The 22,511-nt window shown below is 60.0% G+C and carries 19 protein-coding genes and 1 pseudogene; 5 read left to right on the forward strand and 15 right to left on the reverse strand.

The genetic code is table 11. From position 1 onward, the window contains the following. Nucleotides 1-98 precede the first annotated feature (98 nt). From ALP40_RS09420 to ALP40_RS09445, 5 genes are all read right to left on the reverse strand, one after another. Entirely contained in the window at nucleotides 99-890 is a 792-nt protein-coding gene (locus tag ALP40_RS09420; protein ID WP_122208013.1) for a carbon-nitrogen hydrolase family protein, read from the reverse strand. A 15-nt stretch (nucleotides 891-905) separates the two neighbouring features. Next, the gene (locus tag ALP40_RS09425; protein ID WP_122208014.1) at nucleotides 906-2,585 is read right to left on the reverse strand and encodes an NAD(P)/FAD-dependent oxidoreductase; all 1,680 of its coding nucleotides are present in this window, start codon (nucleotides 2,583-2,585) and stop codon (nucleotides 906-908) included. A 152-nt stretch (nucleotides 2,586-2,737) separates the two neighbouring features. Then, nucleotides 2,738-3,199 (reverse strand): Lrp/AsnC family transcriptional regulator, encoded by a 462-nt coding sequence (locus tag ALP40_RS09430; protein ID WP_122208015.1) that lies wholly within the window; start codon nucleotides 3,197-3,199, stop codon nucleotides 2,738-2,740. A 172-nt stretch (nucleotides 3,200-3,371) separates the two neighbouring features. Continuing rightward, nucleotides 3,372-4,439, reverse strand: coding sequence for an FUSC family protein (locus tag ALP40_RS09435; protein ID WP_122208016.1), 1,068 nt, complete (start codon nucleotides 4,437-4,439; stop codon nucleotides 3,372-3,374). Nucleotides 4,440-4,607: 168 nt separating this feature from the next. Further along, nucleotides 4,608-5,744 carry a Fic family protein gene (locus ALP40_RS09445; RefSeq protein WP_122208017.1) on the reverse strand — a complete coding sequence of 379 codons (1,137 nt, stop codon included), beginning with the start codon at nucleotides 5,742-5,744 and terminating at the stop codon, nucleotides 4,608-4,610. A gap of 251 nt (nucleotides 5,745-5,995) precedes the next feature. On the opposite strand from ALP40_RS09445, the gene ALP40_RS09450 reads away from it, so the two are divergent. Next, nucleotides 5,996-7,474 carry a glycosyltransferase family 39 protein gene (locus ALP40_RS09450; protein WP_122208018.1) on the forward strand — a complete coding sequence of 493 codons (1,479 nt, stop codon included), beginning with the start codon at nucleotides 5,996-5,998 and terminating at the stop codon, nucleotides 7,472-7,474. 2 nt (nucleotides 7,475-7,476) lie between these two features. Here the strand turns inward: ALP40_RS09450 and ALP40_RS09455 are convergent, their stop codons facing one another. From ALP40_RS09455 to arnB, 8 genes are read right to left on the reverse strand one after another with little or no spacing between them, the layout of a single operon-like run. Then, a complete protein-coding gene (locus ALP40_RS09455) occupies nucleotides 7,477-8,871 on the reverse strand; it encodes a UDP-glucose/GDP-mannose dehydrogenase family protein (protein ID WP_122208019.1) in 1,395 nt (464 codons plus the stop codon). Further along, nucleotides 8,849-9,280 carry a 4-amino-4-deoxy-L-arabinose-phosphoundecaprenol flippase subunit ArnF gene (gene arnF, locus ALP40_RS09460; RefSeq protein WP_122208020.1) on the reverse strand — a complete coding sequence of 144 codons (432 nt, stop codon included), beginning with the start codon at nucleotides 9,278-9,280 and terminating at the stop codon, nucleotides 8,849-8,851. Before arnF ends, ALP40_RS09455 begins: the two co-directional genes overlap by 23 nt. Then, on the reverse strand, nucleotides 9,277-9,621 hold the full coding sequence (arnE, locus tag ALP40_RS09465; RefSeq protein WP_122208021.1) for a 4-amino-4-deoxy-L-arabinose-phosphoundecaprenol flippase subunit ArnE: 345 nt from the start codon (nucleotides 9,619-9,621) through the stop codon (nucleotides 9,277-9,279). The genes arnF and arnE overlap by 4 nt, the downstream gene beginning before the upstream one ends. Then, the gene (gene arnT, locus ALP40_RS09470) at nucleotides 9,618-11,270 is read right to left on the reverse strand and encodes a lipid IV(A) 4-amino-4-deoxy-L-arabinosyltransferase (protein WP_122208022.1); all 1,653 of its coding nucleotides are present in this window, start codon (nucleotides 11,268-11,270) and stop codon (nucleotides 9,618-9,620) included. Before arnT ends, arnE begins: the two co-directional genes overlap by 4 nt. After that, the gene (arnD, locus tag ALP40_RS09475) at nucleotides 11,267-12,148 is read right to left on the reverse strand and encodes a 4-deoxy-4-formamido-L-arabinose-phosphoundecaprenol deformylase (protein WP_122208023.1); all 882 of its coding nucleotides are present in this window, start codon (nucleotides 12,146-12,148) and stop codon (nucleotides 11,267-11,269) included. The genes arnT and arnD overlap by 4 nt, the downstream gene beginning before the upstream one ends. After that, entirely contained in the window at nucleotides 12,148-14,139 is a 1,992-nt protein-coding gene (arnA, locus tag ALP40_RS09480) for a bifunctional UDP-4-amino-4-deoxy-L-arabinose formyltransferase/UDP-glucuronic acid oxidase ArnA (protein ID WP_122208024.1), read from the reverse strand. Before arnA ends, arnD begins: the two co-directional genes overlap by 1 nt. Further along, entirely contained in the window at nucleotides 14,136-15,149 is a 1,014-nt protein-coding gene (gene arnC, locus ALP40_RS09485; RefSeq protein ID WP_122208025.1) for an undecaprenyl-phosphate 4-deoxy-4-formamido-L-arabinose transferase, read from the reverse strand. The genes arnA and arnC overlap by 4 nt, the downstream gene beginning before the upstream one ends. Then, a complete protein-coding gene (gene arnB, locus ALP40_RS09490) occupies nucleotides 15,146-16,294 on the reverse strand; it encodes a UDP-4-amino-4-deoxy-L-arabinose aminotransferase (RefSeq protein WP_122208038.1) in 1,149 nt (382 codons plus the stop codon). Before arnB ends, arnC begins: the two co-directional genes overlap by 4 nt. Before the next feature lie 670 nt (nucleotides 16,295-16,964). Between arnB and ALP40_RS09495 the strand changes: the two genes are divergently transcribed. From ALP40_RS09495 to ALP40_RS09505, 3 genes are all read left to right on the forward strand, one after another. Then, on the forward strand, nucleotides 16,965-18,704 hold the full coding sequence (locus ALP40_RS09495; RefSeq protein ID WP_122208026.1) for a dipeptidase: 1,740 nt from the start codon (nucleotides 16,965-16,967) through the stop codon (nucleotides 18,702-18,704). Nucleotides 18,705-18,940: 236 nt separating this feature from the next. Further along, the gene (locus ALP40_RS09500) at nucleotides 18,941-19,717 is read left to right on the forward strand and encodes a DeoR/GlpR family DNA-binding transcription regulator (RefSeq protein WP_122208039.1); all 777 of its coding nucleotides are present in this window, start codon (nucleotides 18,941-18,943) and stop codon (nucleotides 19,715-19,717) included. A gap of 135 nt (nucleotides 19,718-19,852) precedes the next feature. Beyond that, nucleotides 19,853-20,779 carry a Gfo/Idh/MocA family protein gene (locus tag ALP40_RS09505; RefSeq protein WP_122208027.1) on the forward strand — a complete coding sequence of 309 codons (927 nt, stop codon included), beginning with the start codon at nucleotides 19,853-19,855 and terminating at the stop codon, nucleotides 20,777-20,779. 428 nt (nucleotides 20,780-21,207) lie between these two features. Here the strand turns inward: ALP40_RS09505 and ALP40_RS09510 are convergent, their stop codons facing one another. Beyond that, complete coding sequence (locus ALP40_RS09510) at nucleotides 21,208-21,669, reverse strand: VOC family protein (RefSeq protein ID WP_122208028.1); 462 nt, start codon at nucleotides 21,667-21,669, stop codon at nucleotides 21,208-21,210. Nucleotides 21,670-21,790: 121 nt separating this feature from the next. Between ALP40_RS09510 and ALP40_RS09515 the strand changes: the two genes are divergently transcribed. After that, nucleotides 21,791-22,225, forward strand: coding sequence for an HIT family protein (locus ALP40_RS09515; protein ID WP_122208040.1), 435 nt, complete (start codon nucleotides 21,791-21,793; stop codon nucleotides 22,223-22,225). A 76-nt stretch (nucleotides 22,226-22,301) separates the two neighbouring features. Here ALP40_RS09515 and ALP40_RS09520 read toward each other — a convergent pair. After that, nucleotides 22,302-22,511 (reverse strand): annotated as a pseudogene (locus tag ALP40_RS09520) (hydrolase); the annotation flags it as partial.

Genomic DNA, 22,511 nt, shown 5'->3' on the forward strand with positions numbered 1-22,511 from the left:
AGACAGAGCGTCATGCTAGCGGAAAATCAGGCCGTTTCGCGAGGTGCTGGTGGTTATGAGCAGGCCTCAACACGGAGCATGGCAACGATCGGGGTGCCTTACAGCGCCGAGTACAACCCCGGCCTGCGATCCTTGAAGTAGTCATTCACCGTTCTGGCCTGCGTCAACTGCGCCCGGTCCAGGTCAGCGATGAGTAACGCTTCGTCCTGCGCTGCCAGGGCAGGACGGCTGCCATCCGGTGCGCAGACGCTGCTCAGGCCGCAGTAACGAATCTCGCCCTCGCTGCCGCAGTAATTGGCGTACACCACGTAGCAATGGTTCTCGAACGCTCGCGCCCTTACCGTCACGTCGCAGACGAAATCGAAAGGGGCCATGTTCGCGGTCGGGACCAGAATCAGCTCGGCACCGTCGAGTGCCAGACGGCGGGTATTCTCGGGGAATTCCACGTCGTAACAGATCAGCATCCCCACTCGCCAGCCGTTCAGTTCGACCACTGGGCCAAGCGCCTCACCCGCTGCAAACATCGACTTGTCCAGATCGCTGAACAGGTGCGTCTTACGGTAGTTGCTCAATCGATTGCCGTGGCTGTCGATCAACTGCACGGCATTGTAAATCTGCTGCTCGGCGCTGCGTTCCGGGTAGCCATACAGAATGGCAATCCCCTGTTCGCGGGCCATCTCGGCGATGCGCGTCGCGGCAGGTCCGTCCTGCGCTTGCGCCAGCTCGGCGCAGGCGTGTGCGCCGATGTTGTAGCCGGTCAGAAACATCTCCGGGCAGACCAGCACCTGAGCACCTTGCGCCGCAGCGGCCTTGGCCTGTTGTTGCAGCCGAGTCAGGTTGCCGCTGACGTCCAGCGGCAAGGGCGTGCATTGATACAACGCGACACGCATGAGGATTTCCTTCTGTCAGTCGGCGAGCGCAATCGGGCCGATGTCGTGGAACACGTCGCCGGGGCCCGGGTTCTCGGCGTGAGTCTTGCCGCCAAAGTGATTCATGATGCCCCACACCGCATTCAGAGACGTCTGCACCGCGCCTTCCACCCAAGCGGGCGTCCAGGACACGTCGTCACCGGCGATGAACATGCCGCGCTGTTCGCTGGGCATGTCCTGCTGCATGAAGTGCGCGTACATGCGCTGGTTATAGCGGTAATGACCTGGCAGCGCACCCTTGAAGGCACCGAGGAAGTGAGGATCGGCTTCCCACGATACCGTGATCGGGTCGCCAATGATCCGCGCCGCGATGTCGACCTTCGGATAGATCTTTTTCAAGGCATCCAGCGCCAGCTTCACGCGTTTGTCGATGGGCTGCGGCAGCATTTTCAACGCGTCGCTCATCCACGAGTACGACAGGCAGATCACGCCCGGTTTGTCGTCGCCGTTGTCGAACAGGTAGGTGCCACGGGTCAGGCGATCCGTGAGGGTCATGCTCATCAGGTCGCGGCCGGTTTCCGGGTCCTTGTCTTTCCAGAACGGGCGGTCGACCATGACGAAGGTTTTCGATGACTGCATGTAACGTGTGCGATCCAGCGCCATCCACATTTTTTGCGAGAACAGGGTTTCCTCGCATTCGATCTGGGTGGTCAGCAGCCAGCTCTGGCAGGTGGTCAGCACAGCGGCGTACTGGCGGGTATCGCCCCAGTTGTCGGTGACCGTCAGGTTGCCGTCTTCGCTGCGTGCAATGCGCTTGACGCCGGGCCGTGGCGCACCGCGATGCAGGGACGACAGGCTGGTGCCTTTTGGCCAGTGCGCGCAGTGATCGGGCACATGGCTCCACAGACCGACCGGTACCTGCTGCACGCCGCCGACGATCAGGTGCTGATGTTCATCGCAGTTGGTCATGACCACGCGAAAGATTTCCAGCATCGAGTTGGGGAAATCCGAGTCCCATCCGCCAGTGCCGAAACCGACCTGGCCGAACACTTCGCGGTGGTAGAACGACAGTTTGGCGAACGCCTTGGAGGTCGCCACGAAGTCATAAAACGTGCGGTCGTCCCACAACGGAACCAGCTTGTTCCACAGCGCTTTGAGGCGTGGCACATCGCGGTCGCGGATGGCTTGCTGGATGTCGGCGAACTGCGAACCGCTTTCGAGCGCATCGGCCCAGGCGTCGGCGACTTCCTGAAACAATGCAGGCAAGTCCGACAGCATCTGTGCGTAATACGTGGTGCCTTCCAGATCGATCACCGTGCTGCCCGATGCTGCGGTGAGCGGGTTGGGGAAGGGTTTGGACTCAAGGCCCAGCTTGTCGACGTAATGAAAAAAGGCGGTGGACGACACCGGAAAGCGCATGCCGCCCAGCTCGGCAACGATGCCTTTTGCGCCTTCGAACTCTTGCGAGCGCAGGCGACCGCCCATTTTCGACGCCTCGTAAACCACCGGTTTAAGGCCCATCTTCATCAGCTCGTAGGCCGCCACCAACCCGGCGATACCGGCACCGATGATCGCCACTTCCGCGCCGTGCTGCTCTTTGGGAATGCTGCCCAGACCTTTCGGGTGCTCGATCCACTCATCAAAAGCAAACGGAAAATCCGGACCAAACATAGTGATCGGCTTCTTGCCGTTGGCGGGGTGACGGTTGTTTTTCATGACTGACCTTGGTGGGCAACGGCGAAAAACAACAGTCTAGATAAGCGCGCGCACGTTATTAAGGCGCAAAGTGTCGTCGATATGAAGTTTGTTTGATCAAAGTGACGAAGTTGAACGTTATTTTGCGCGCCCTTATGTCGTTTTGTTCAGGATCAGACCGGTTGGCCCCGGTCGATCTTGCTGCTGAGGATGATGGACGTGGTGGTCTTTTCCACGCCGTCCACGCTGCCGATGAGGTCCAGCAGTTCGTCCAGTTGCTCGGGTGAGTCGGTGCGCAGCCAGGCCACGTAATCGAACTCGCCACTGACCGCGCACAACTGCTGCACCTGAGCCAGCGCACTCAGCCGACGCAGCACTTCTTTGCCTGAACGCGGTTGCACCGTGATGCCGACATACGCCTGCAAACCGCCATCGACGACCCGTTGGCCGAGACGCACGCCGTAGCCGGTGATGACCTTGGTGCTCTCCAGTCGCGCCAGACGCGACGTGACCGTGGTGCGTGCGATGCCGAGCTGGCGTGCCAGTGTGGCAACGCTCTCTCGGGCATTGATCTGCAAGGCGGCGATCAGCTTGCGGTCTATTTCATCCAGCGCTGGCGGGTGGGAGGCGGACACAGGACTCTCCATCAAAAACATAGGCTACTGATGCGGTAACGCTTCTTCGGTAGGAGTGAGCTTGCTCACGAAGGCACCAGTCAATTCAGATCGAGATGCAGCGTTTGAAACATAGTTTTCGTGAGCAAGCTCACTCCCACGGTCTGTGTTTGCTTCGAAGCTGCAATGTTGTTCAAAACTTCCAGCGCTTGGCAGTCTTGGCGAGACGCGCCTGCAGGCCGTCGAGGTTGTGCGCCAGTTGTTGGGTCATCAGTTCATAACCCACCAGTTCAGCCGGAACGTCGGGCCGCACGGGACTGGCTTCCGAGGAGCGCGCCAGGCGTTCGGTGGCACCGGTCTGTAGCGCTCGTGCCATACCAATCAGTTGGCGGCGGATCTGCCGGTATTCGGCATCCAGCGACGCCGTCAGCGACTCACCCGCCAGTTGATCCAGATTGGCCGGACGAATGTTGGCGAGGATTTCGAGCGTGCTCAGGCACATGCGGAAATGGCCCTGAATGGCGTCCAGCTCGACCATCGACATCTTCACTTCCTTGGACACCGACGGCAGCAGTGAGCGCAGTTGCAGCATCGTGGCGTTGAGCCTTGCGGTGAGCTTCAAATGTTCGTCGGCGGTCACCGGCTGGTTTTGCACGATACGCCCGTAGACCTTGGCGCAATCACGCAGACCGCTGGCCAGGTTGTAGCGCCACGAAAAGACGGCATACAGCGGCAGGGCAAACGAGAACGCCAGCGCCAATGCGATACCAATCAGGATATCCACCGTACGCCACAGCCCATCGCTGATCGGGTTGTAACCATGTCCCGCCACGATGAACAGCGTGATCGCCGACAGCAGCGCGGTGTAACCGCCTTTGCCGATGGCGTGATAGGCGAAGAAGCCGCACAGCACCGACATGATCGCGTAGGTCAGCAGCGGTATTTCCAGATAGCCCTGCTGCACCACGACCATCAGGCCCAGCCCCGCACCGATCAACGTCCCGTAGGCCCGCTCGACCGATTTCTTGCCAATGTTGCCATGATGCTGCAGCCCGCCGATCACGATCAGCATCGTCACCGACGCCCATTCGCCGTGCGGGATGCTGAGGCCGGAGGTCAGCAGAATCGTCACCAGCAACCCCACCGCGATACGTGCCGCGTGGATCAGCCGCGCATTACGATAACGGCGGTACGGATCCAGCAAAGGACGCAGAACAGGGCGAAGCCAGGAAGGTATGTAAGCAGAGCGCGAATTCGTCATGCGTTAAAAGACCGCGAGGGTAGGGAAGAGATCCCTGATTGGATGGCGATGACTGCCAGTAAGCCACATTTGATGATGCATGCGGCTGGTTTGTGGATGATTGACGGTTTTGAGCGCATTACTTGTGCGGTGTGATCTAAGAGGCTTTCGGGCTCGGGCGGTAATTCTTTAACGAGCAGGCCAGTTGATCTGATAACGCGTACTGCGACCGCCACCGGGCAGGCGGACGATGCAGTGCTTTGCCAGTAAATCACTAAGGTGGCGAGTGGCGGTCGCTTTTGAGACTTTGGTTACGGCTTGATACTGCGCCGCGTTGATGCCCTGTTCAAAGCCGCGATCGCCTCCATCGAGCAGGCGATTGAGCACTTTCACCTGTTCAGTGGATAAAGCATCAGCCTGATGCAGTTGCCAGAAGCGTGTTTTTGCCAGGACTCGTTCTATACGTGCCAGCGCATGTTCAACGCTTCGCATAAAGGTGCGCAAAAACCACTCCAGCCATTCGGTGATATCGGTCGTGCTTTTCTGGCTGCGCTCCAGAATGTGGTAGTAACCCGAGCGGTCTTCGAGAATGCTGGCTGACATGGCGTGCAGCCGCACCGTCTGCTGCTCGCCCTGAGCCAGAGCCAGGTCCGTGAGCGCACGGGTCAGACGACCGTTGCCGTCGTCGAATGGATGCAGCGTGACAAACCAGAAGTGCGCGATGCCTGCCCTAACCAGTGGGTCAAGGTGTGCATCGTTCTGGCTGGCGGCAAACCAGTCCAGAAAGTCATTCAGCTGTGGTTCGAGCTGGGAACGTGGCGGGGCTTTAAAATGCACAGTGGGCCGATCAAGGCGACCGGATACCACCTGCATGGGCTCATTACCGCGCAGTTGGCCTGCTTGAACCTGATGAGAGGCGAGCGTTTCCTGAGTTGGAAACAGCCAGCGATGCCATTTGAACAGGCGTTGGCGCGTGAGCGGCTGATCGTTGGCCTGCGTGACATCCAGCATCAGTTCCGCCAGGCCTTCACTGCGAGGACTGCGCTTGCCATCATCGTCCAGGCCCAGGCCCAGGCGACGCGCCAGCGATGATCTGACGGATCCGGCGTTCAGTTGCTCACCTTCAATTGCAGAGGACGTGATGATGTTTTGCAGCAACGTGTCCAGAGTGTCCTGAAGGGCTGTGTCGTCGTTGGCAACGCGGCTCATGCCCAGCAAACGGCCTTGTGCCTGGGTGCATTCGCGCAGCAGTGCTGCAAGGCGGTCACCGTTCCATGTGAATGCAGGCCATTGCGGCTGTTGCCAGATCCAGAGATGTTCAGACATGAGCGGTGTGCTCTGAGCCGAGCCGAATAGAAGGTCTAATCGGCTCATAAAGTGAGCCGATTGTGCGGGCTATTCGGCTCATCGTCCAGTTCAGCTTCATATCTGCCTGTTCATCGCGCTTCTTTTTGGCGGACCGCTTTCCTGAGTGTTTCAAGGGATTACGACACACCTGAACAACACGCTTTGTTTCATGAATCGTGCCTGTTCGGCTGCTTATACTGCGAGTCCTCCTGGCTTACCGGATCGCTGCAATGCTGGCTTCTCGCACGCTGTGGTTGTGGGTGCTCTGCGCCATACTGTTCTTCTTTGCACTGGGTAATCATCAACTCCAGAGTTCGACGGAGCCACGCGTGGCAGGTATCGCGATGGAGATGCACCTGACGGACAACTGGGTGACGCCGACCTTGAGCCGACAGCCGTTTCTGGAGAAGCCGCCGTTGAGTGTCTGGCTCGATGCCAGCGCGATCCGGGTGTTCGGCGCCACGCCTTGGGCCGTGCGGCTGGCGTCGGCTTTTGCCGGGTTGTTCTGCGTGTTATTGCTCTACGCGATGCTCAAGCGTATGGGGCGCCCGGTGCCGATTGCCTGGCTGGCTGCGTTCATGCTGGCGACGATGGCCAGCTTTTGGGCCAACTCACGTCAGGTTGGTGAGGACGTACTGCTGGCGCTGGGCGTGACCACCGCTTTGCTGATGTACGCTCAGGCGGTTAACCGCACGCCTTCTGACGTTCGAGCGTCAGGGCCGTGGGGGTGGTTCGCCCTGGGTATCGCGGTGTCGACGCTCAGCAAGGGCGTGCTGGGACTGGCGCTGCCGGGCGTGGTCATTTTTGCCTGGCTGCTGTGCGAAACGGTGCAGCAGCGTCGGCTGATCCTGGCCGACTGGCTACGTCCGGCGGTGTTTACCCTGCTGGGCCTGATACCGCTGCTGATCTGGCTGTATTGCCTGTATGGCCAAGGCGGTGTGCAGTCGCTCAAGGATGTGCTCTGGACCAACAGTGTCGGGCGTTTCAACGGCTCGTTCGAAGAGGCCGGGCACTACGAGCCGTTCTACTACTACATCGCAAAACTGCCTGAAGCGTTCATGCCCTGGAATCTGCTGGTGTACCTGGGGCTGTGGCACTTTCGCAAACAGTTGCTCGCCAATCGGTACCTGCTGTTCTTCAGTCTGTGGCTGGCTGCGCAGTTTCTGCTGCTGACGTTGGCGTCCAGCAAGCGCATGGTCTATCTGATGTCTTCGGCACCGGCGGCTGCCGTGATTGCAGCCGAGTACGCGGTGGTACTGGGTGCCAAAGTCCAGGCGCGTGCGGGCACGTCATCGCTGGCGGCGTTTGCGGTACGCCATCAACGCGGCTTGATGGCAACGGGCGTTGGTCTGATTGTGGCGGTTTACCTGGCGGCAGCTGTCTGGATGGTGCCCCGTGAGGATCGACAGTACTCGTTCGTGCCGCTTGCCACCGCTGTACAAGCGCTGCAAGCCCAAGGGCATCACGTGGCCTTGTTCCAACCCAGCGAGCGGTTGTCGGGCGCGAGCGCGTTTTATGTGCATGCCCTGCTCGACGCTTACGACAGCGAGGCGAGCGTGAACAGCTTTCTGATGAGCGACCCGGGCAATGTGGCGATCATGGAACGCACCCTCGAGCCTGAGCCGCCACTCAAAGCCATCGAGCGCGTCAAGATCGGCAATCGTAACTACTATTTCGTCAGCTACGACACGTCAACGCCTGGCCATTGAGGTCAGAGCGTCTGGCTACTGGCGACCGGCTGCACAGGCATCCACTGTTTCTGCGGGATCGGCAGCTCGCACGATTCGCCTCGGCCGATGGGGAAATAATGGAAGCCGCTTTTTGACAGGCGTTCGGTGTCGTACAGATTGCGTCCGTCGAAGATCACCGGGGCACCGAGCCGTTGCTGGATCAGGTCGAAATCGGGGGCCTTGAACTGCTGCCATTCGGTGCAGATGATCAGAGCGTCGGCGTCGTCGAGGGTCGATTCCGGCGTGCCCATCAGCACCAGGTCCTTGCGATAACCATAAATGCGCTGGGTTTCCTGCATGGCTTCAGGGTCGAACGCGCGCACCGTTGCGCCCGCTGCCCACAAGGCTTCCATCAGCACTCGGCTCGGCGCATCGCGCATGTCATCGGTGTTGGGCTTGAACGCAAGGCCCCACAAGGCGAAGGTCTTGCCGCGCAAATCGCCTTTGTAGAACGCGTTGACCCGTTCGAACAGCTTGTTCTTCTGCCGCTCATTGATGGCCTCGACCACTGACAGCAGGTCGTTGGAACAATGGGCTTCGCGGGCACTGTGGATCAGTGCGCGGATGTCCTTGCCAAAGCATGAGCCGCCGTAGCCGCAGCCGGGATAGATGAAGTCGTAGCCGATGCGCGAGTCGGCACCGATCCCCAGCCGTACCGCTTCAACGTCCGCGCCCAGATGCTCGGCCAGTTCGGCGATCTGGTTGATGAAGCTGATCTTGGTCGCCAGCATGCAATTGGCCGCGTATTTGGTGAGTTCTGCGCTGCGCAGGTCCATGAACATGAGGCGGTCGTGGTTGCGGTTGAACGGCGCGTACAGCTCGCGCATGACCTTTCTTACCGCCTCGCTTTCGCAGCCGATGACAATCCGGTCCGGGCGGCGGCAATCCTTGACGGCCGAGCCTTCCTTGAGAAATTCGGGGTTGGAAACGATATCGAACTGCAGCAAACGTCCGGCCTGGCGCAAGGCCTTATCGATGTGGGCACGCAGCGCGTCGCCACTGCCCACCGGCACTGTGGACTTTTCCACGATGATCAACGGCTCGCTGCGGTGCCGCGCAATGCTCTCGCCCACGGCGAAGAAACTGCGCATGTCCGCCGAGCCGTCCTCGCAGGACGGCGTGCCGACGGCGATGAACAGAACCTCGGCATGTTCGACGGCCATCTGCTCATCGCTGGTGAAATGCAGGCGGTTGTGGTCCAGGTTTTCACGCACCAGGTTGGCAAGCCCTGGCTCGTAAATGTGGACCTGACCCTGGCGCAACTGATCGACCTTGGCCTGATCGATGTCCATGCACACGACATCGTGACCCACCTCGGCAAGCACCGCCGCTTGTACCAGGCCTACATATCCGCTACCGAAAACGCTGATTTTCATGGAAAGAACCCTGAAGAGAACTGCGAGAAATGCGCCGAAGGTTGATGGTCAGAACCCCCATCACAATCAGAATGACGCCCACAGTTTTCGAAACCGTGAACGTCTCGTGGAAAAGCGGCAGGCCGGCGGCCAGCAGGTACACCAGTACGTAGCTGATGCTCAGTAAGGAGTAAGCGCGGCTCAAGGGCAGGTTGCGCAAGGCCAGCAGCCAGAGCAGCATCGACAGCGCGTAGGCACCTGTTGCGAGGCAGATGACGACCACGGCGGTTGAGTCGATTGCGCTGATGTTCGGAAAATGGAACAGTTGTTCGGGCGAGGGCAGGCGGCTCATGCTCCAGCGCATGCCCAGTTGTGCCGCGCTGACCAGCACGACGCTGCCGAGGGCGAGCGTGACGCCGAGGCGGCTCATGCCTGACGTCCCAGCAAAATGACGCCCGCCAGAATCAGGATTATGCCCAGCCAGTGCCGCCGGTCGACCGGCTCATTGAACAGATAACGACCGGTCAGGGTGATCAGCACGAAATTCAGACCCAGCATGGGATACGCGACGCCGACCTCCAGACGCTGCAACACCATCAGCCAGACCAGCAACCCAAGACCCAGGCAAGACACCGCCAGCCACAACCACGCCGAGCGCGCAGCGACGCGCAGACCGGGAAAGTGCCCTCGCCATTCTTCGACGGCCAATTTTTGGGCGATCTGGCCCAGGCACGTCAGCAGGCACGCGGCCAGCAGCAAGCACCCGGTCATGGTCCTGACCTTTCATAGATGACGATGATCAGGTCGCCTTCCTCGTAGCGCTTGCCGTCTTTGGGCAACGCGTCGATCTCGCGCAGTTCCTCTCTGCCGTCACCGCGCATGATCACCCCGACCTGACCTTTGTGCCGGGCTTCTGCCATCCAGGCATCAATGCCCTTCAGGCTGACCTCGCGCTGGCTGGCATCCGGATAGCCGAGGCCGTATTTCAGCTCGCCCACCGTATTGAAGAATGAGATATCCGAGCGCTTCAGCCGCCATGCCAGCGCCGAGGCGGCACCCAGGTCGTTGCTCAGCAGTGACCGGCTGAGCGCCAGCTCCGAAAAGTGCCGGGCCACGAACTGATCGGGCGTCTTGTCGTACACCAAGTTGTAAGGCAGCGCGGCGGGCAGCAACGCCACCAGCAGCAAACTGCCCGCAGCGGGCATCGCCCACCAGGACAGCGGCCGCAGGGCTTGCAGGGCATTGGCCAAAATCCAGACCGTCAGCACACCGATAGCCAGCATCAGGTGGATCGGTTCGTGGTCGTAGACCGGATTCTTCCATTGCAGGTACAGCAGCGCCCCTAAGCCAACGAGCGCGACGGCGGCATTCAACCAGCCGTTGACGCGCAGCGCCGTGACCTGACCACTCCTAAGCCGCTCGACCAGCGCGTCGGCCATCAGCAGGGCCAAGGGCACCAGGCAGGGCAGGATATAGGTCGGCAGCTTGCCCCGGCTCAGGCTCAGAAATATCAGAGGCAGGACGGTCCACATCAGCAGAAAACCGATGGCCGGTTGACGCCTTTGCTGCCATGCCTGCTTGAACGTCACTGGCAGCAACAGCGCCCAGGGCAGGCTGGCGGCAATCAGCGTGGGCAGATAGAACCACACAGGCTGGGCGTGTTGTGCGTCCTCACCGGCGAAGCGACGCACGTGCTCGTGCCAGAAGAAAAAGCGCCAGTAGTCCGGCTCCTGAGCGTGGACCGTCAGCACCCAGGGCAGGCACACGCCAATGGCGACGACAATCGCGAGCAGCCCGTAACGGATCAACTCAAGCAGGCGCTTCTGCCACAGCATGTAGGGCACCGCGATCAGTACCGGCAGCGCCCAGGCCAGAAATCCCTTGGTCATGAAGCCCAGCCCGCAGGCCAGCCCCAGCACAGTCCATGCGGCCAATCGCGCACGGCCTTCGCTGTGAATGGCCCACCAGAACGCGACCAGTGACAGGTTGACCCACAGGGTAAATTGCGGATCGAGGTTGCAATAGCCAGCCTGTCCGGCAACGAAACCGAAGCTCATGAACAGCAGCGCGGCAGTGAAGCTTTTGCGCCGGTCGCTCCATATACGGTTGGCGATCAGGTAGGCCAGCAACGCGCTCAGGCCGGTGCTCAGCGCCGAGGCAATGCGCACGCCAAACAGGTTTTCGCCAAAGAGCGCCTGCCCGGCGGCGATAAACCAGTAACCGACTGCGGGCTTTTCAAAATAACGCACGCCCATAAAGCGCGGCGCGGCCCACTGCCCGGTGTGGAGCATTTCTTGGCTGATCTGCGCATAGCGTGTTTCATCCGGAATCCACAGGCCGTGGGAGCCGAGCGGCAGCAGATAGGCCACGACGAACGCCAGCAACAGCAGCGCGATGTCTCGATGGCGGCTAGCGGTCATTGCTGCACCCCGAGCCAGCCTTCGCGTCCGCCGAGTGCTCCGCGAGTCACCTGACCGGGGGGCAGTTGCTCGATGTTGGCTGGCAACAGATCGCCGAGCGGCTTGAAGCGGATACCCTGAGCGTTCGCCAGCGTCAGCAATTGCTTGAAGTCGTTGGCCATGACGATGCCTTCGACTTCGGCATGCAAGGTGTAGACATTCAATCGATCGGCCGCAAAACGCCCCAGGATGAAACGGTTGAAGGCGCGGGCGTCGAGTTCCGGGCCGACCACCTCGTCGAAGGTTGGCAGGTCCACCGGAATCTGCGGCGTGCCCGGCGCACCGTCAGCCAGGCGCGGGCGAAAGATCGAATGGCCCCGGCAGTCGCTGTTGTAGCGAAACCCGAAAGGCTCTTTGGCTTGCACCACCCGCTGGTCGGCGCGCCAGCCCGCCGCTGCCGAGCAGGTCACCGGACCGCCCAGAATATCGCTCAAACAATCGACACCCCGACGTATCTGCGCAGTCAGCCTCGTCTCGTTCCAGTGCCCGACATTGGCCTGCCAGCCGTGGTGGTCCCAGGCGTGCAGGCCGACTTCATGGCCGGCATCGAGCGCACGTCGCATCAACGGGCCTAAGTCACGACCAATGGGTTTACCGGGCCAGGCGGTGCCGGCCAGAAGAATGTCCCAGCCGTACAGACTGGCGGCCCGGGAACGGAGCATCTTCCACAGAAACTGCGGCCGTACCAGCCGCCACACATGACGCCCCATGTTGTCCGGGCCGACGCTGAAAAAGAACGTGGCCTTGACCTGTGCTTCGTCAAGCATGTCCAGCAAACGCGGCACGCCTTCACGGGTGCCCCGGTAGGTGTCGACATCGATTCTCAAGCCTGCCTGCATCAGCGCCGATCCGCCTGTTCGGCCATCGCTTCGCGCAGAAAGAAGTCCAGGGTCTTGCCGATGGTTTCGCTCAGCTCGATGGTGGGCGTCCAGTCCAGCAGCCGTTTGGCATTGTCGACACAGGGTTTGCGATGGCTCACGTCCTGATAGCCCTTACCGTAGAACGACTGGCTTTCCACTTCACGAAACCCGGCGAACGGGGGAAAGTTGCCGCGCAGCGGGTGCGCTTCGAACTGGCGCAGAAGTTCTTCGCCCAGTTGCCGGATGCTGGCTTCGTTGTCCGGGTTGCCGATATTGATGATCTGCCCGTCGCAGCGCTCGCCACGGTTTTCGATGATGCGCGCCAGCGCTTCGATGCCATCGACCACGTCGGTAAAGCAGCGCTTCTGTGCGCCACCATCCACCAGCCGGATCGGCGTGCCTTCCACCAGATGCAGGATCAACTGGGTGATGGCGCGGGAGCTGCCGATGCGCGCCGAATCCAGGCGGTCCAGGCGTGGGCCCATCCAGTTGAACGGGCGAAACAGCGTGAACTGCAAACCCTTCTGGCCGTAGGCCCAGATCACGCGGTCCAGCAGCTGCTTGGACACCGAGTAGATCCAGCGCTGCTTGTTGATCGGGCCAACCACCAGATTCGAGGTGTCCTCGCTGAAGCTGGCGTCCTGACACATGCCATAGACTTCCGAGGTGGACGGGAAAATCACCCGTTTGTTGTACTTCACGCAGTAGCGAACGATCTTCAGGTTTTCTTCGAAATCCAGTTCGAACACGCGCAGCGGGTTGCGGGTGTATTCGATGGGCGTCGCAATCGCCACAAGCGGCAGAACCACGTCGCACTTCTTGATGTGGTACTCGATCCACTCGGTGTGGATGCTGATGTCGCCTTCGATAAAGTGAAAGTTGGGCTTGGCGCGCAGACGTTCGATGGCGTCCGAGCCGATGTCCATGCCATAGATCTCGTAGCGGTCGTCCTGCAGCAGGCGCTCTGACAGGTGGTTACCAATAAAGCCGTTGACGCCCAGAATCAGTACGCGAGTACGACGCGGCGACCGGCCTTTGTCTGCGCCTTGCAGGCGTGACCCTTCGACCAGCCCGAACTCGCGGGCCAGTTGTGCGCCGCTCAAATACAAACCCTCATCGCCGCGTTGACCCGCACCGATCACCAGTACGCCCTCGCCACAGGCAATGCGCAGCGGGTCGCAGCCGATCACGGTGCCGGGTGCCAGGCCGTGGTCGGTTTCTTCCACGCGCGCATGCCAGACAATCAGCTTGTGCTCGCCCACCGGGCAGAACGCGCCGGGGTAAGGCTGGGTCACGGCGCGAATGAGGTTGTTCAACGGCCCGGCGGGACGTGCCCAGTCGATCAGCCCGTCTGCCGGCGTGCGACGGCCGAAGCAGGTTGCCTGAGATTCATCCTGCGGTGTGCCGGGCAATCCGCCATGCGCCAGCAAGGGCAGAGCATCGGAAAGCAGGCTGGCAGCGGCCTCGCGTAATTTGCCGTGCAACGTCAGCGCAGTGTCCAGGGGGCTGATGGGCACGCGTTGCTGCGCGACGATAAGGCCTGCGTCTGCACGCTTGACCATGTGGTGCAAGGTGACGCCGGTTTCCTGTTCGCCGTTGACCAGCACCCAGTTGGCCGGTGCCCGGCCGCGATAGCGCGGCAGCAGCGAGCCGTGCAGATTGAAGGCACCTTTCGTTGCGCATGCCAGCAGGGGTTCGCTGAGCAACTGGCGGTAATAGAACGAAAAGATGAAATCCGGATTCAGCTTGCCGACCCGCTCGATCCACAGCGGATGGTTTGGGTCTTCCGGGGCGTGTACCGCGATGGAGTGTTGCGCGCACCATTGCGCGACCGAACCAAAGAAGGTTTTTTCGCCAGGGTCATCGGCGTGAGTGAATACCGCCTCGATGTCGTAACCGGCGTCCAGCACGGCTTGCAGGCCCGCGCAGCCAATATCGTGATAAGCGAAAACGACAGCTTTAGTGCTCATGGCGCAACCTTGTTCAGATAAGGAGAAGCGGAGGAATCCACACTGTCGGTCGTCGTCTCGGTTGAGCTGCGCACGACCTTTTCGATAAAGAAGCGGGGCCTGGCCCGCACATCGCTGTACATGCGGCCCAGGTATTCACCCAGCAGGCCCATGCCGATGAACTGCCCGCCGGTGAACACGAACAGCACGGCGAACAGCACGAAGGTGCCGTTCTCGGCCCACGGCGCGCCGAAGATCAGCCGCAAGACGATCAGCATCACAGCAAACAAAAGGCCCAGAAACGCCATGCTGAAGCCCACGATGCTGAGCAGCCGCAGTGGTGTGGTGGTCATGCAGGTGATCAGGTCGAACATCAGATTGATTAGCCGCATGGGGCTGTACTTCGAATCGCCGTGCTCGCGTTCGGCGTGCTCGACCAGCACTTCGGTGGTGTGGCGGGCGAAGCTGTTGGCCAGAATCGGAATGAACGTGCTGCGCTCGCGGCAGGCCAGCATCGCGTCGACGATGGTGCGTCGGTAGGCGCGCAGCATGCAGCCGTAGTCGTTCATGGCCACGCCCGTCGAGCGCTGCACGGCGAGGTTGATGAGCCTCGATGGCCAGCGTCGCCAGGCCGAGTCCTGGCGGTTGTTGCGCACCGTGCCGACCACGTCGTAACCCTGCTCGGCGAGGGCGATGAGGCGCGGAATCTCTTCAGGCGGGTTTTGCAGGTCGGCATCGAGGGTGACGATCACATCGCCCTTGCACTGCTCGAAACCGGCCATGATTGCGGCGTGCTGGCCGTAATTGCGGTTCAGGATGACCGCAACGACCCGACTGCCCTCGCGTTCGGCTGCCTGCTGCAGGATCTCGGCAGACCGGTCGCGGCTGCCATCGTCGACCAACACAATTTCGTAATCGTGGCGCAGTTGCCCGCAGGCCGCTTCGGTACGCCGCAACAGTTCCGGCAGGCTTTGCTGTTCGTTGTAGACCGGGATGACGATCGATACGCAGCGGATAGGGTAGGGTTTCAAAGGCGGGCTTCCACAATCGATTCAATGGCGTCCACGACCCGCTCGACATCGTCCAGGGTCATGTCGGGAAACAGCGGGATGGAACACAGGCGCGATGAATTCCATTCGGTGTCTGGCAGGTGAACGTCGGGGAAACGCTGGCGGTAATAGCTGTGCAGGTGGGTGGCGATGAAGTGAATGCCGCTTCCGATCTGGTGGGCCTGCAATGCTTTCATGAACGCATCGCGGTCCAGCCCGCAGCGCTCGGCGTCGATGCGCAGAATGAACAGATGCCAGGCGTGGCGTTGTGCGTAGTCAGGTTGTGCCAGTGGCAGAACCGCGCTGCTGGCCAGCCTTTCCAGGTAACGATTGGCGAGCATCTGGCGCTTGGCGTTGATCGCATTCAAGCGCTGCAACTGGACCAGAGCAATGCTGGCGTTGAGGTCTGCCAGGTTGTACTTGAACCCTGGTTCGATCACCTCGGCCTGTGGCTTTCTGCCCATTGTCATGCGGTCATAGGCATCGACGCCCAGCCCGTGAAATTTCAGCTGGCGCACACGATCCGCCAGCGTGGGGTCATCGGTGACGAACATGGCACCCTCGGCGCAGGTCATGTTCTTGATGGCGTGAAACGAGAAAATCGCTGTGCCACGAGCGCCGACCGGGCGCCCCTTGTACTCGGTGCCGGCGGCATGGGCCGCGTCCTCGATGAGGGCGATTTCGTAGCGGCTGGCCAGCGCATAGAGCGGGTCGAGATCGAGCGCGGCCCCTGCGTAATGCACCGGGATAATCGCCTTTGTTCGAGGCGTGATGGCCTGTTCGACGTGTGCGGCGTCGACCATCAGCGTGTTGCGATCCACATCGATGAAAACCGGGGTCGCGCCCAGCAGGCAGATCATGTTCGCCGTGGACACCCAGGTCTGGGAGGGCGTGATCACTTCATCGCCAGGGCCGACACCCAGTGCCAGCAGTGCGACATGCATGGCGCCTGTGGCGGATGACAGCGCAACCGCATGCTGAGCCCCGACACGCTCGGCGAATTGCTCTTCGAGTTTCTGACATTCCGGTCCGGTCGTGATCCATCCGGACTTCAACACGCGGGTCACTGCCGCAATTTCTTCATCGCCCACAGACGGACGTGAAAAAGGAAGAAAAGCCTGATTCATCATATGTTTTCCCACGCGCGCTCAATAACGTGAAGTGTGTTCTGTTTCACGTGATCCCTACCCGGCAATCAATGAGCCGGTCCTGCACTCAATGAAGTAACTGTTATAAAAGACGGCTGTATCGGATCCATTGAAAGTTGCAGGTGTACCGGGTTCCAATGCCACGAAAGTAGGGGTGGCAGCATAGTATGTAGCGCATGCAGAGCCCTGTTTATGGGGGTTTTTAGGTGCTGGCAATAGCGTCCCGGCTCTCCCGGGAAGCCATTGTTGATCCAAATGGAATGACGCTGTATTGAAAGTTTAAAGCCGTTAAGTGAGGCGACAGCTTTGTCCGGTAGAGGTGAATTATTTAATTTGTATTCATGTGCTTGTCTTGAGACTATTTTAAGCTGGGGAGGGTGTTTGTACCGTTTTTCAATAGTTTAAGAGTGGGTGTATTGCTTAAAACTTAACGTGCTTTAAGCGTTCGTTCAGGCCGACTATTTTTTGTTGTGAGCAGGCGCAATGGCCGTCTTGGGTTTTTGCATTTCTGCGCCGCTTTTAACCGGCAAGGCGACAGAACACTTTTTGCAGGCTCCCGCATTCGTCATGTGAGGTGTTATTTTGAGGATGTTTCTGATCGTCTGATCAGCTATTTCCCACAATTCTCCGCAAAGGAATGCCCTTAGCCATGAACCGTTCACTCAAGCATCTGGCCGCAACCACCCTGATGCTCGCCAGCCTTTCAGCGTTCACCCCCGTCGCGCTCGCCAACATCACACCGCAACAAAGCGCGGCCATTCTGAAAGCATTCAACGAACAGTCGACGACTGATTTCAGGCAATTTCTGGGAAGCGTCGCCAAGAGTGACCTGGCCAAAACCGCCAACCTTGAGCCTGCAATCAACGCTTTTCTCGAGAACAAGACACTCACTGCCGATCAGCAAAACGAGATTCATCGTTTGCTGGGGATTTACGCCCGCGTGAAATATGGCAGCGCGGCAAATGAGACCCTGCGTGAACTGGTCGCCATCCCGACCTTCGCCGTGGAAGGCGTCGCTCAGCATGACAACCCCGAGTTCATCAAGATCGCTGAAAAACTCAAGGCGCTGGCCGCGTCGTTCAACCTCAACTTCCGCAACATCGACAACCGCGTCTATGAGGTGTCTCTTGAGGGCAGCGGCGATGAAGTGGTCGGCATTCATGCGCATGCCGACGTGGTGCCCGTTACTCCGGCCAACTGGGTGCTGCCGGACGGCACCAGGCTGGACCCGTTCAAGGTCACTCTGATTGGCGACCGTATGTACGGTCGTGGCACCGAGGATGACAAAAACGGCATCGTGGTTGCGATGTACGCGATGAAAGTCATTAAGGAAGAAAAGCTGCCACTGGCTCGAAACTTCAAGCTGCTGATCGACACCACCGAAGAAACCTCCGGTGACGCGATTCCGTACTATTTCGAACGCAACCCGACGCCCAATTACAACCTGGCGCTAGACGGTGGCTACCCGGTGGTAATCGCCGAGAAAGGGTACGGCACCGTGATGGCGAATTTCCCTGTGCGTGAAGGGCAGGGCAAAGGCGCTGAAATCACGTCGCTGACCGGCGGGGCGGCGACCAATCAGATTCCATCGAAGTCGGTTGCCACGCTGGTGACCGACAAGCCCGCAGAACTGGCCGCTGAGCTGCAAAAAGCCGGCGCCGATTATGCCAAGCGCAACGGTGGCGATTTCCAGGTGGACGCCGCAGTTGAGGGCAAGGACGTGAAGCTGACCGTTACCGGCGTATCTGCTCACTCGTCCGATCCGGAGTCAGGCGTCAACCCCGTCGCCAGAATGCTCGACTTCATCAACAGCCTCGACGGCAAGGTGGCGCTGAAACACAACCACATCACCGACGCGGCTCAGTATGCGGCTGACAATTGGGGTCTGGATTATCTGGGCAGCAAGCTGGGCGTCGGTTTCTCGGACACCTTCATGGGCCCGCTGACCGCTTCCCTGACGTTTGTGGGGATGGATGCGAAGACCTTCAAACTGGCGGTCAACCTGCGTGTGCCCAAGGGCAAGTCGCCTGAGACGCTCAAAGCCGAGATCGCCGATAAGCTGACGGCATGGAGCAAGCAAAGCAAGATCGCGCCTGCGTTCGATTACTCCATCGCCGAACCGATGTATCGCAACCCTGAAGGTGAGTGGGTGAAGGCTCTGCTCGCCGTCGCCACCGAAAACCTGGGCATGCCGCACACGTTCGGCACCTCGGCAGGCGCTACGTCGGTTCACAACCTGCCCAACGGGGTGCAGTTCGGCCTCGCCAGACCTGAAGCCAAATACACCGGCCACACGGACAGCGAGTTCAAGACCACCGAGCAATTCCTGCTGGACTTGCAGATCGTGACCGAAATGATGGGCCGTATCGGGCAGTTGCCGAAGCTTTGATCTGAACACCTGGTCCTGCCCATGCTCTGCGTGGGCAGGCAGCCGGGACGCTCTGCGTCCCACCGGTACACCGCTCTAAGTGCTGATTTCTCGTGGGAGCGAGCTTGCTCGCGAAGGTGCCAGCAAATCCGGCATCAAGCCAACCCACCCACACACTATTGACGCCCCACCACCTGTCCCGGCATATTTCGCTCGTTTGTGATCGTTAATGCTCGTTTATGCAGGTTCACCTCGTCATGACTCCCACCCACGAAACCTTTCCCGGCGAACGCCAGCAACTCATCAGTGAGCGCTTGGCCCGCTACGGCCGTGTGATTGCGGCTGATCTGGCCAGCGAGTTCAACATCTCAGAACATTCGATCCGCCGCGACCTCAGCGCGCTGGCGGCTTCGGGTCTGTGCAAGCGCGTCTATGGCGGGGCGATCCTGTTGCGCACGGCGGAAGGCCCGATGGCCGCCCGGGTCCAGCAAGACGCTTCACGCAAAGACAGTCTGGGGCAGTGCGCCGCTTCACTGCTCAGCGACGGGCAGCATGTCTTCATCGATGCCGGATCCACCAACTTCGCCATCGCAAGTGCCATCGACCCCAGACTAAAACTGACTCTTACCACCAATTCGCCGTTGATTGCCGTGCAACTGATGACCCTGCCCAATGCCGAAGTGATCCTGCTGGGTGGCCGCCTGAACCCGACGGCAGGCGGCGTGATCGGCCTGACAGCAGTCCAGCAATTACGCCAGTTCAGCTTCGACCTGTGCTTTCTCGGCGCCTGTGCGCTGGACCCCGACAACGGCGTTACTGCGTTCGGCCTTGAAGACGCCGAGTTCAAGCGTGCAGTCGTCGCGGCAAGCGGTCAGATCGTGGTGGCCGTGACCAACGAAAAGCTTTCAAGCGTGGCCCATTACCAGGTTGCGCAGTGCGAAGACGTTGCCGCCCTGGTGGTCGAGCGAGACGCACCCGGTGAGCGGCTCGACCCGTTTCTGGGCAGGATTTCCAATGTCGTGACTGCAGCCTGAGCCGAAAACTGACGTATATGGCGACACCCCATTGTCTGGCGCGCCATTTACGTCTAGTTTGCTCCATGATTAGTCTGACTATTAATCGCAGTCTCACTCCACAACCCTAATAAGTACAAGAATCAGGAGCCACTGATGCAACCCATTCGTCTCGGTCTGGTGGGCTACGGCAAGATTGCCCAAGACCAGCACGTGCCCGCCATCCTCGCCAACCCCGCCTTCACGCTCGTGTCCGTCGCCACACAGGGCCGGCCTTGTGATGGGGTCGAGAACTTCAAATCCTTGACCGAGTTGCTGGAGAAAGGGCCGCAGGTCGACGCCATCGCGTTTTGCACGCCTCCTCAAGGCCGATTCGCGCTGGTGCAGGAAGCCATTGCCGCCGGTAAACACGTACTGGTCGAAAAACCACCGTGCGCCACGCTGGGGGAGGCGATGGAACTGGTGAAGCAGGTGCATGAACACCGCGTCAGTGGCCTGTTCGCCTGGCATTCGCGTTATGCACCCGGCATCGAAGCCGCCCGTGACTGGCTCGCAACGCGCACCCTGGAGAGCGTGAAGATTCAATGGAAGGAAGACGTGCGTAAATGGCATCCCGGTCAAGCCTGGATCTGGCAACCCGGTGGGCTTGGGGTTTTCGATCCCGGCATCAATGCCCTCTCGATTGTGACCCATTTGCTGCCACTGCAACTGTTCGTCGAGTCCGCCGAATTACGCGTCCCCGACAACTGCCAGTCGCCCATCGCCGCTGACATCAAGATGTCCGATGCCCGCCACCTCGACATCCGCGCCGAGTTTGACTTCGACCACGGCCACGACGAACTCTGGAGCATCGAAATCCGCTGCACCGAAGGCGTTCTAAGGCTGGACAACGGCGGGGCGCTGTTGAGCATCGATGGCGTGCGCCAGACGGTCTCGGAGGAAGGCGAATACGCGGCGGTGTATCGGCATTTTCTGCAACTGATCGGCGACAGGAAGAGCGATCTGGACCTGCAGCCATTGCGGCTGGTGGCGGACAGCTTTTTCGTCGGCAGCCGGGCATTGGTCGCGCCGTTTTACGATTGATGGTCGGTTGTTCTTTATCCGTGTTCTGACAGTTTGCTGCGAGACAGCAGACTTCGGAGGGCGGCTTGCGGGCGATCTATCGGGTATCGGTGGCGTGCGAAACGTCAGATGCACTCAGGGGCCGCTGCGCAGCCCATCGCAGCCGTCGTAACCTCCGAAAGCTCCCACGCCCTGCGGGCAGAAGCAGCATTCAGCGTCTCTTTAGAGGTTGGGTGTTTGCCGCGAAATTCGCAGGAGCAGACCGGGCGGCGTTCCGTTTGTCCGCGAATGCAGTCTTTCAATCACTGCCTATGCGTCGGATGTACCGTCCTTATCGCGGACAAGCGGATCGCTTTCCATGAGCATCTCCCAAGGTTTTCCGCACCATTGCAGCTTTGCGGAATGGACCGGATTCGTGCCCAGCGCCATGTCATGGATACGCGTGCTTCTCATGCATCTGCAAACGCCGCCGCGATAAACGCCTCCAGCGTTTTCTCCTCCAGAATCTCCACCGAGAAATGCCCGAACCGTTTGGGCAACCAGATAATTCGTCCTCCCGACGGGGTTTGCAGGTTCGAACGTGCCAGTGGCTTGCCGTTCTCGTCCTCCGGCTGTACACCGGCTGCCATCAGTTCGTCGTACGCCTGCTCGATATCGGGCGTCGAATAACAATGCCGGTAAATCATCCCCTCGCCTGACGTATCCAGCAGCTCCTTCAGATTCCCCGCCAACGGCTGAACCAGCATGAAACGCTCTGTGCCCATCATCGCAATGGCGTAACGCACATGCAGACCGCCGCGTTCCCAGACCAGGGTTTTGGAGATTCTGGCTTGCAGGATCTGCGCGTAGTAAGTGCAGGCTTCTTCAAGGTCGGTGACGAGAACGTCAACGTGGCTGAATTTCAGGTCCATGAAAGAGACGCTCCTGCTGATGGGGGATTGGGGACGTGCCTGCAATCTCGCACGTCTGAGGCGTGGTGTCATATCCTCCCGCAGCGAGTCAGTTGCCGATGAACAGCCAGGGGGCGGATGTATGACCGAGTGGGACATCTTTGAAACGGAGCACTGGCGGGTGAGCCATAGACGTGATGCCCGGTACAACGGCTATCTGATGGTCGCGTCTGTTGCACCGGCTTCTGATCTGACAGACCTTAACGATGAAGCGCTGGCTGAACTGGGAGGTGTTTTGCGCAGGACAGAACAGCTTCTAATGCGGGCGTATGAACCCTGGAAAGTGGTCGTCTACAAACTGGGCTTCTCGGCAGGGTTCACCCTGCATTTCCACGTCGCGCCGGTCACGAAGGCATTGCTGGGGGAGGTTGCGGACCATCCTGGATACGCCGCTGAGCCGGATGGAAATGACGTGATACTTTTCTTGAGCCGTGAGTATTGCGAGCGGGCGTTAAGCGAAGAGGAGAGGGTGATTCAGGGTGGGGAGATCGTCAGGTTGAGGGCGATCCTGGGCTAACCGCAGCCCACTGACCTGGAAATACATGCAGGAGGGCAAAAATGCCCTCCTGCACACACTACCGGCGACTACGCTCTCAGCGTGCAGTCAAGGCTGCATAGCTGTTCATCAGGTTGCGGTAGTTTGGAATACGCTGAGACAGCAGATTGCCCAAGCCTTCGATGTCGTTGCGCCAGTCACGCTGCAACTCACACGCCACCGAGAACCAGTTCATCATCTGCGCACCGGCCTGAGTCATGCGGTTCCAGGCGGCCTGCTGCACGGTTGTGTTGAAGGTGCCCGACGA

Source organism: Pseudomonas viridiflava, from assembly GCF_003702045.1.
GTDB lineage: Bacteria > Pseudomonadota > Gammaproteobacteria > Pseudomonadales > Pseudomonadaceae > Aquipseudomonas > Aquipseudomonas viridiflava_C.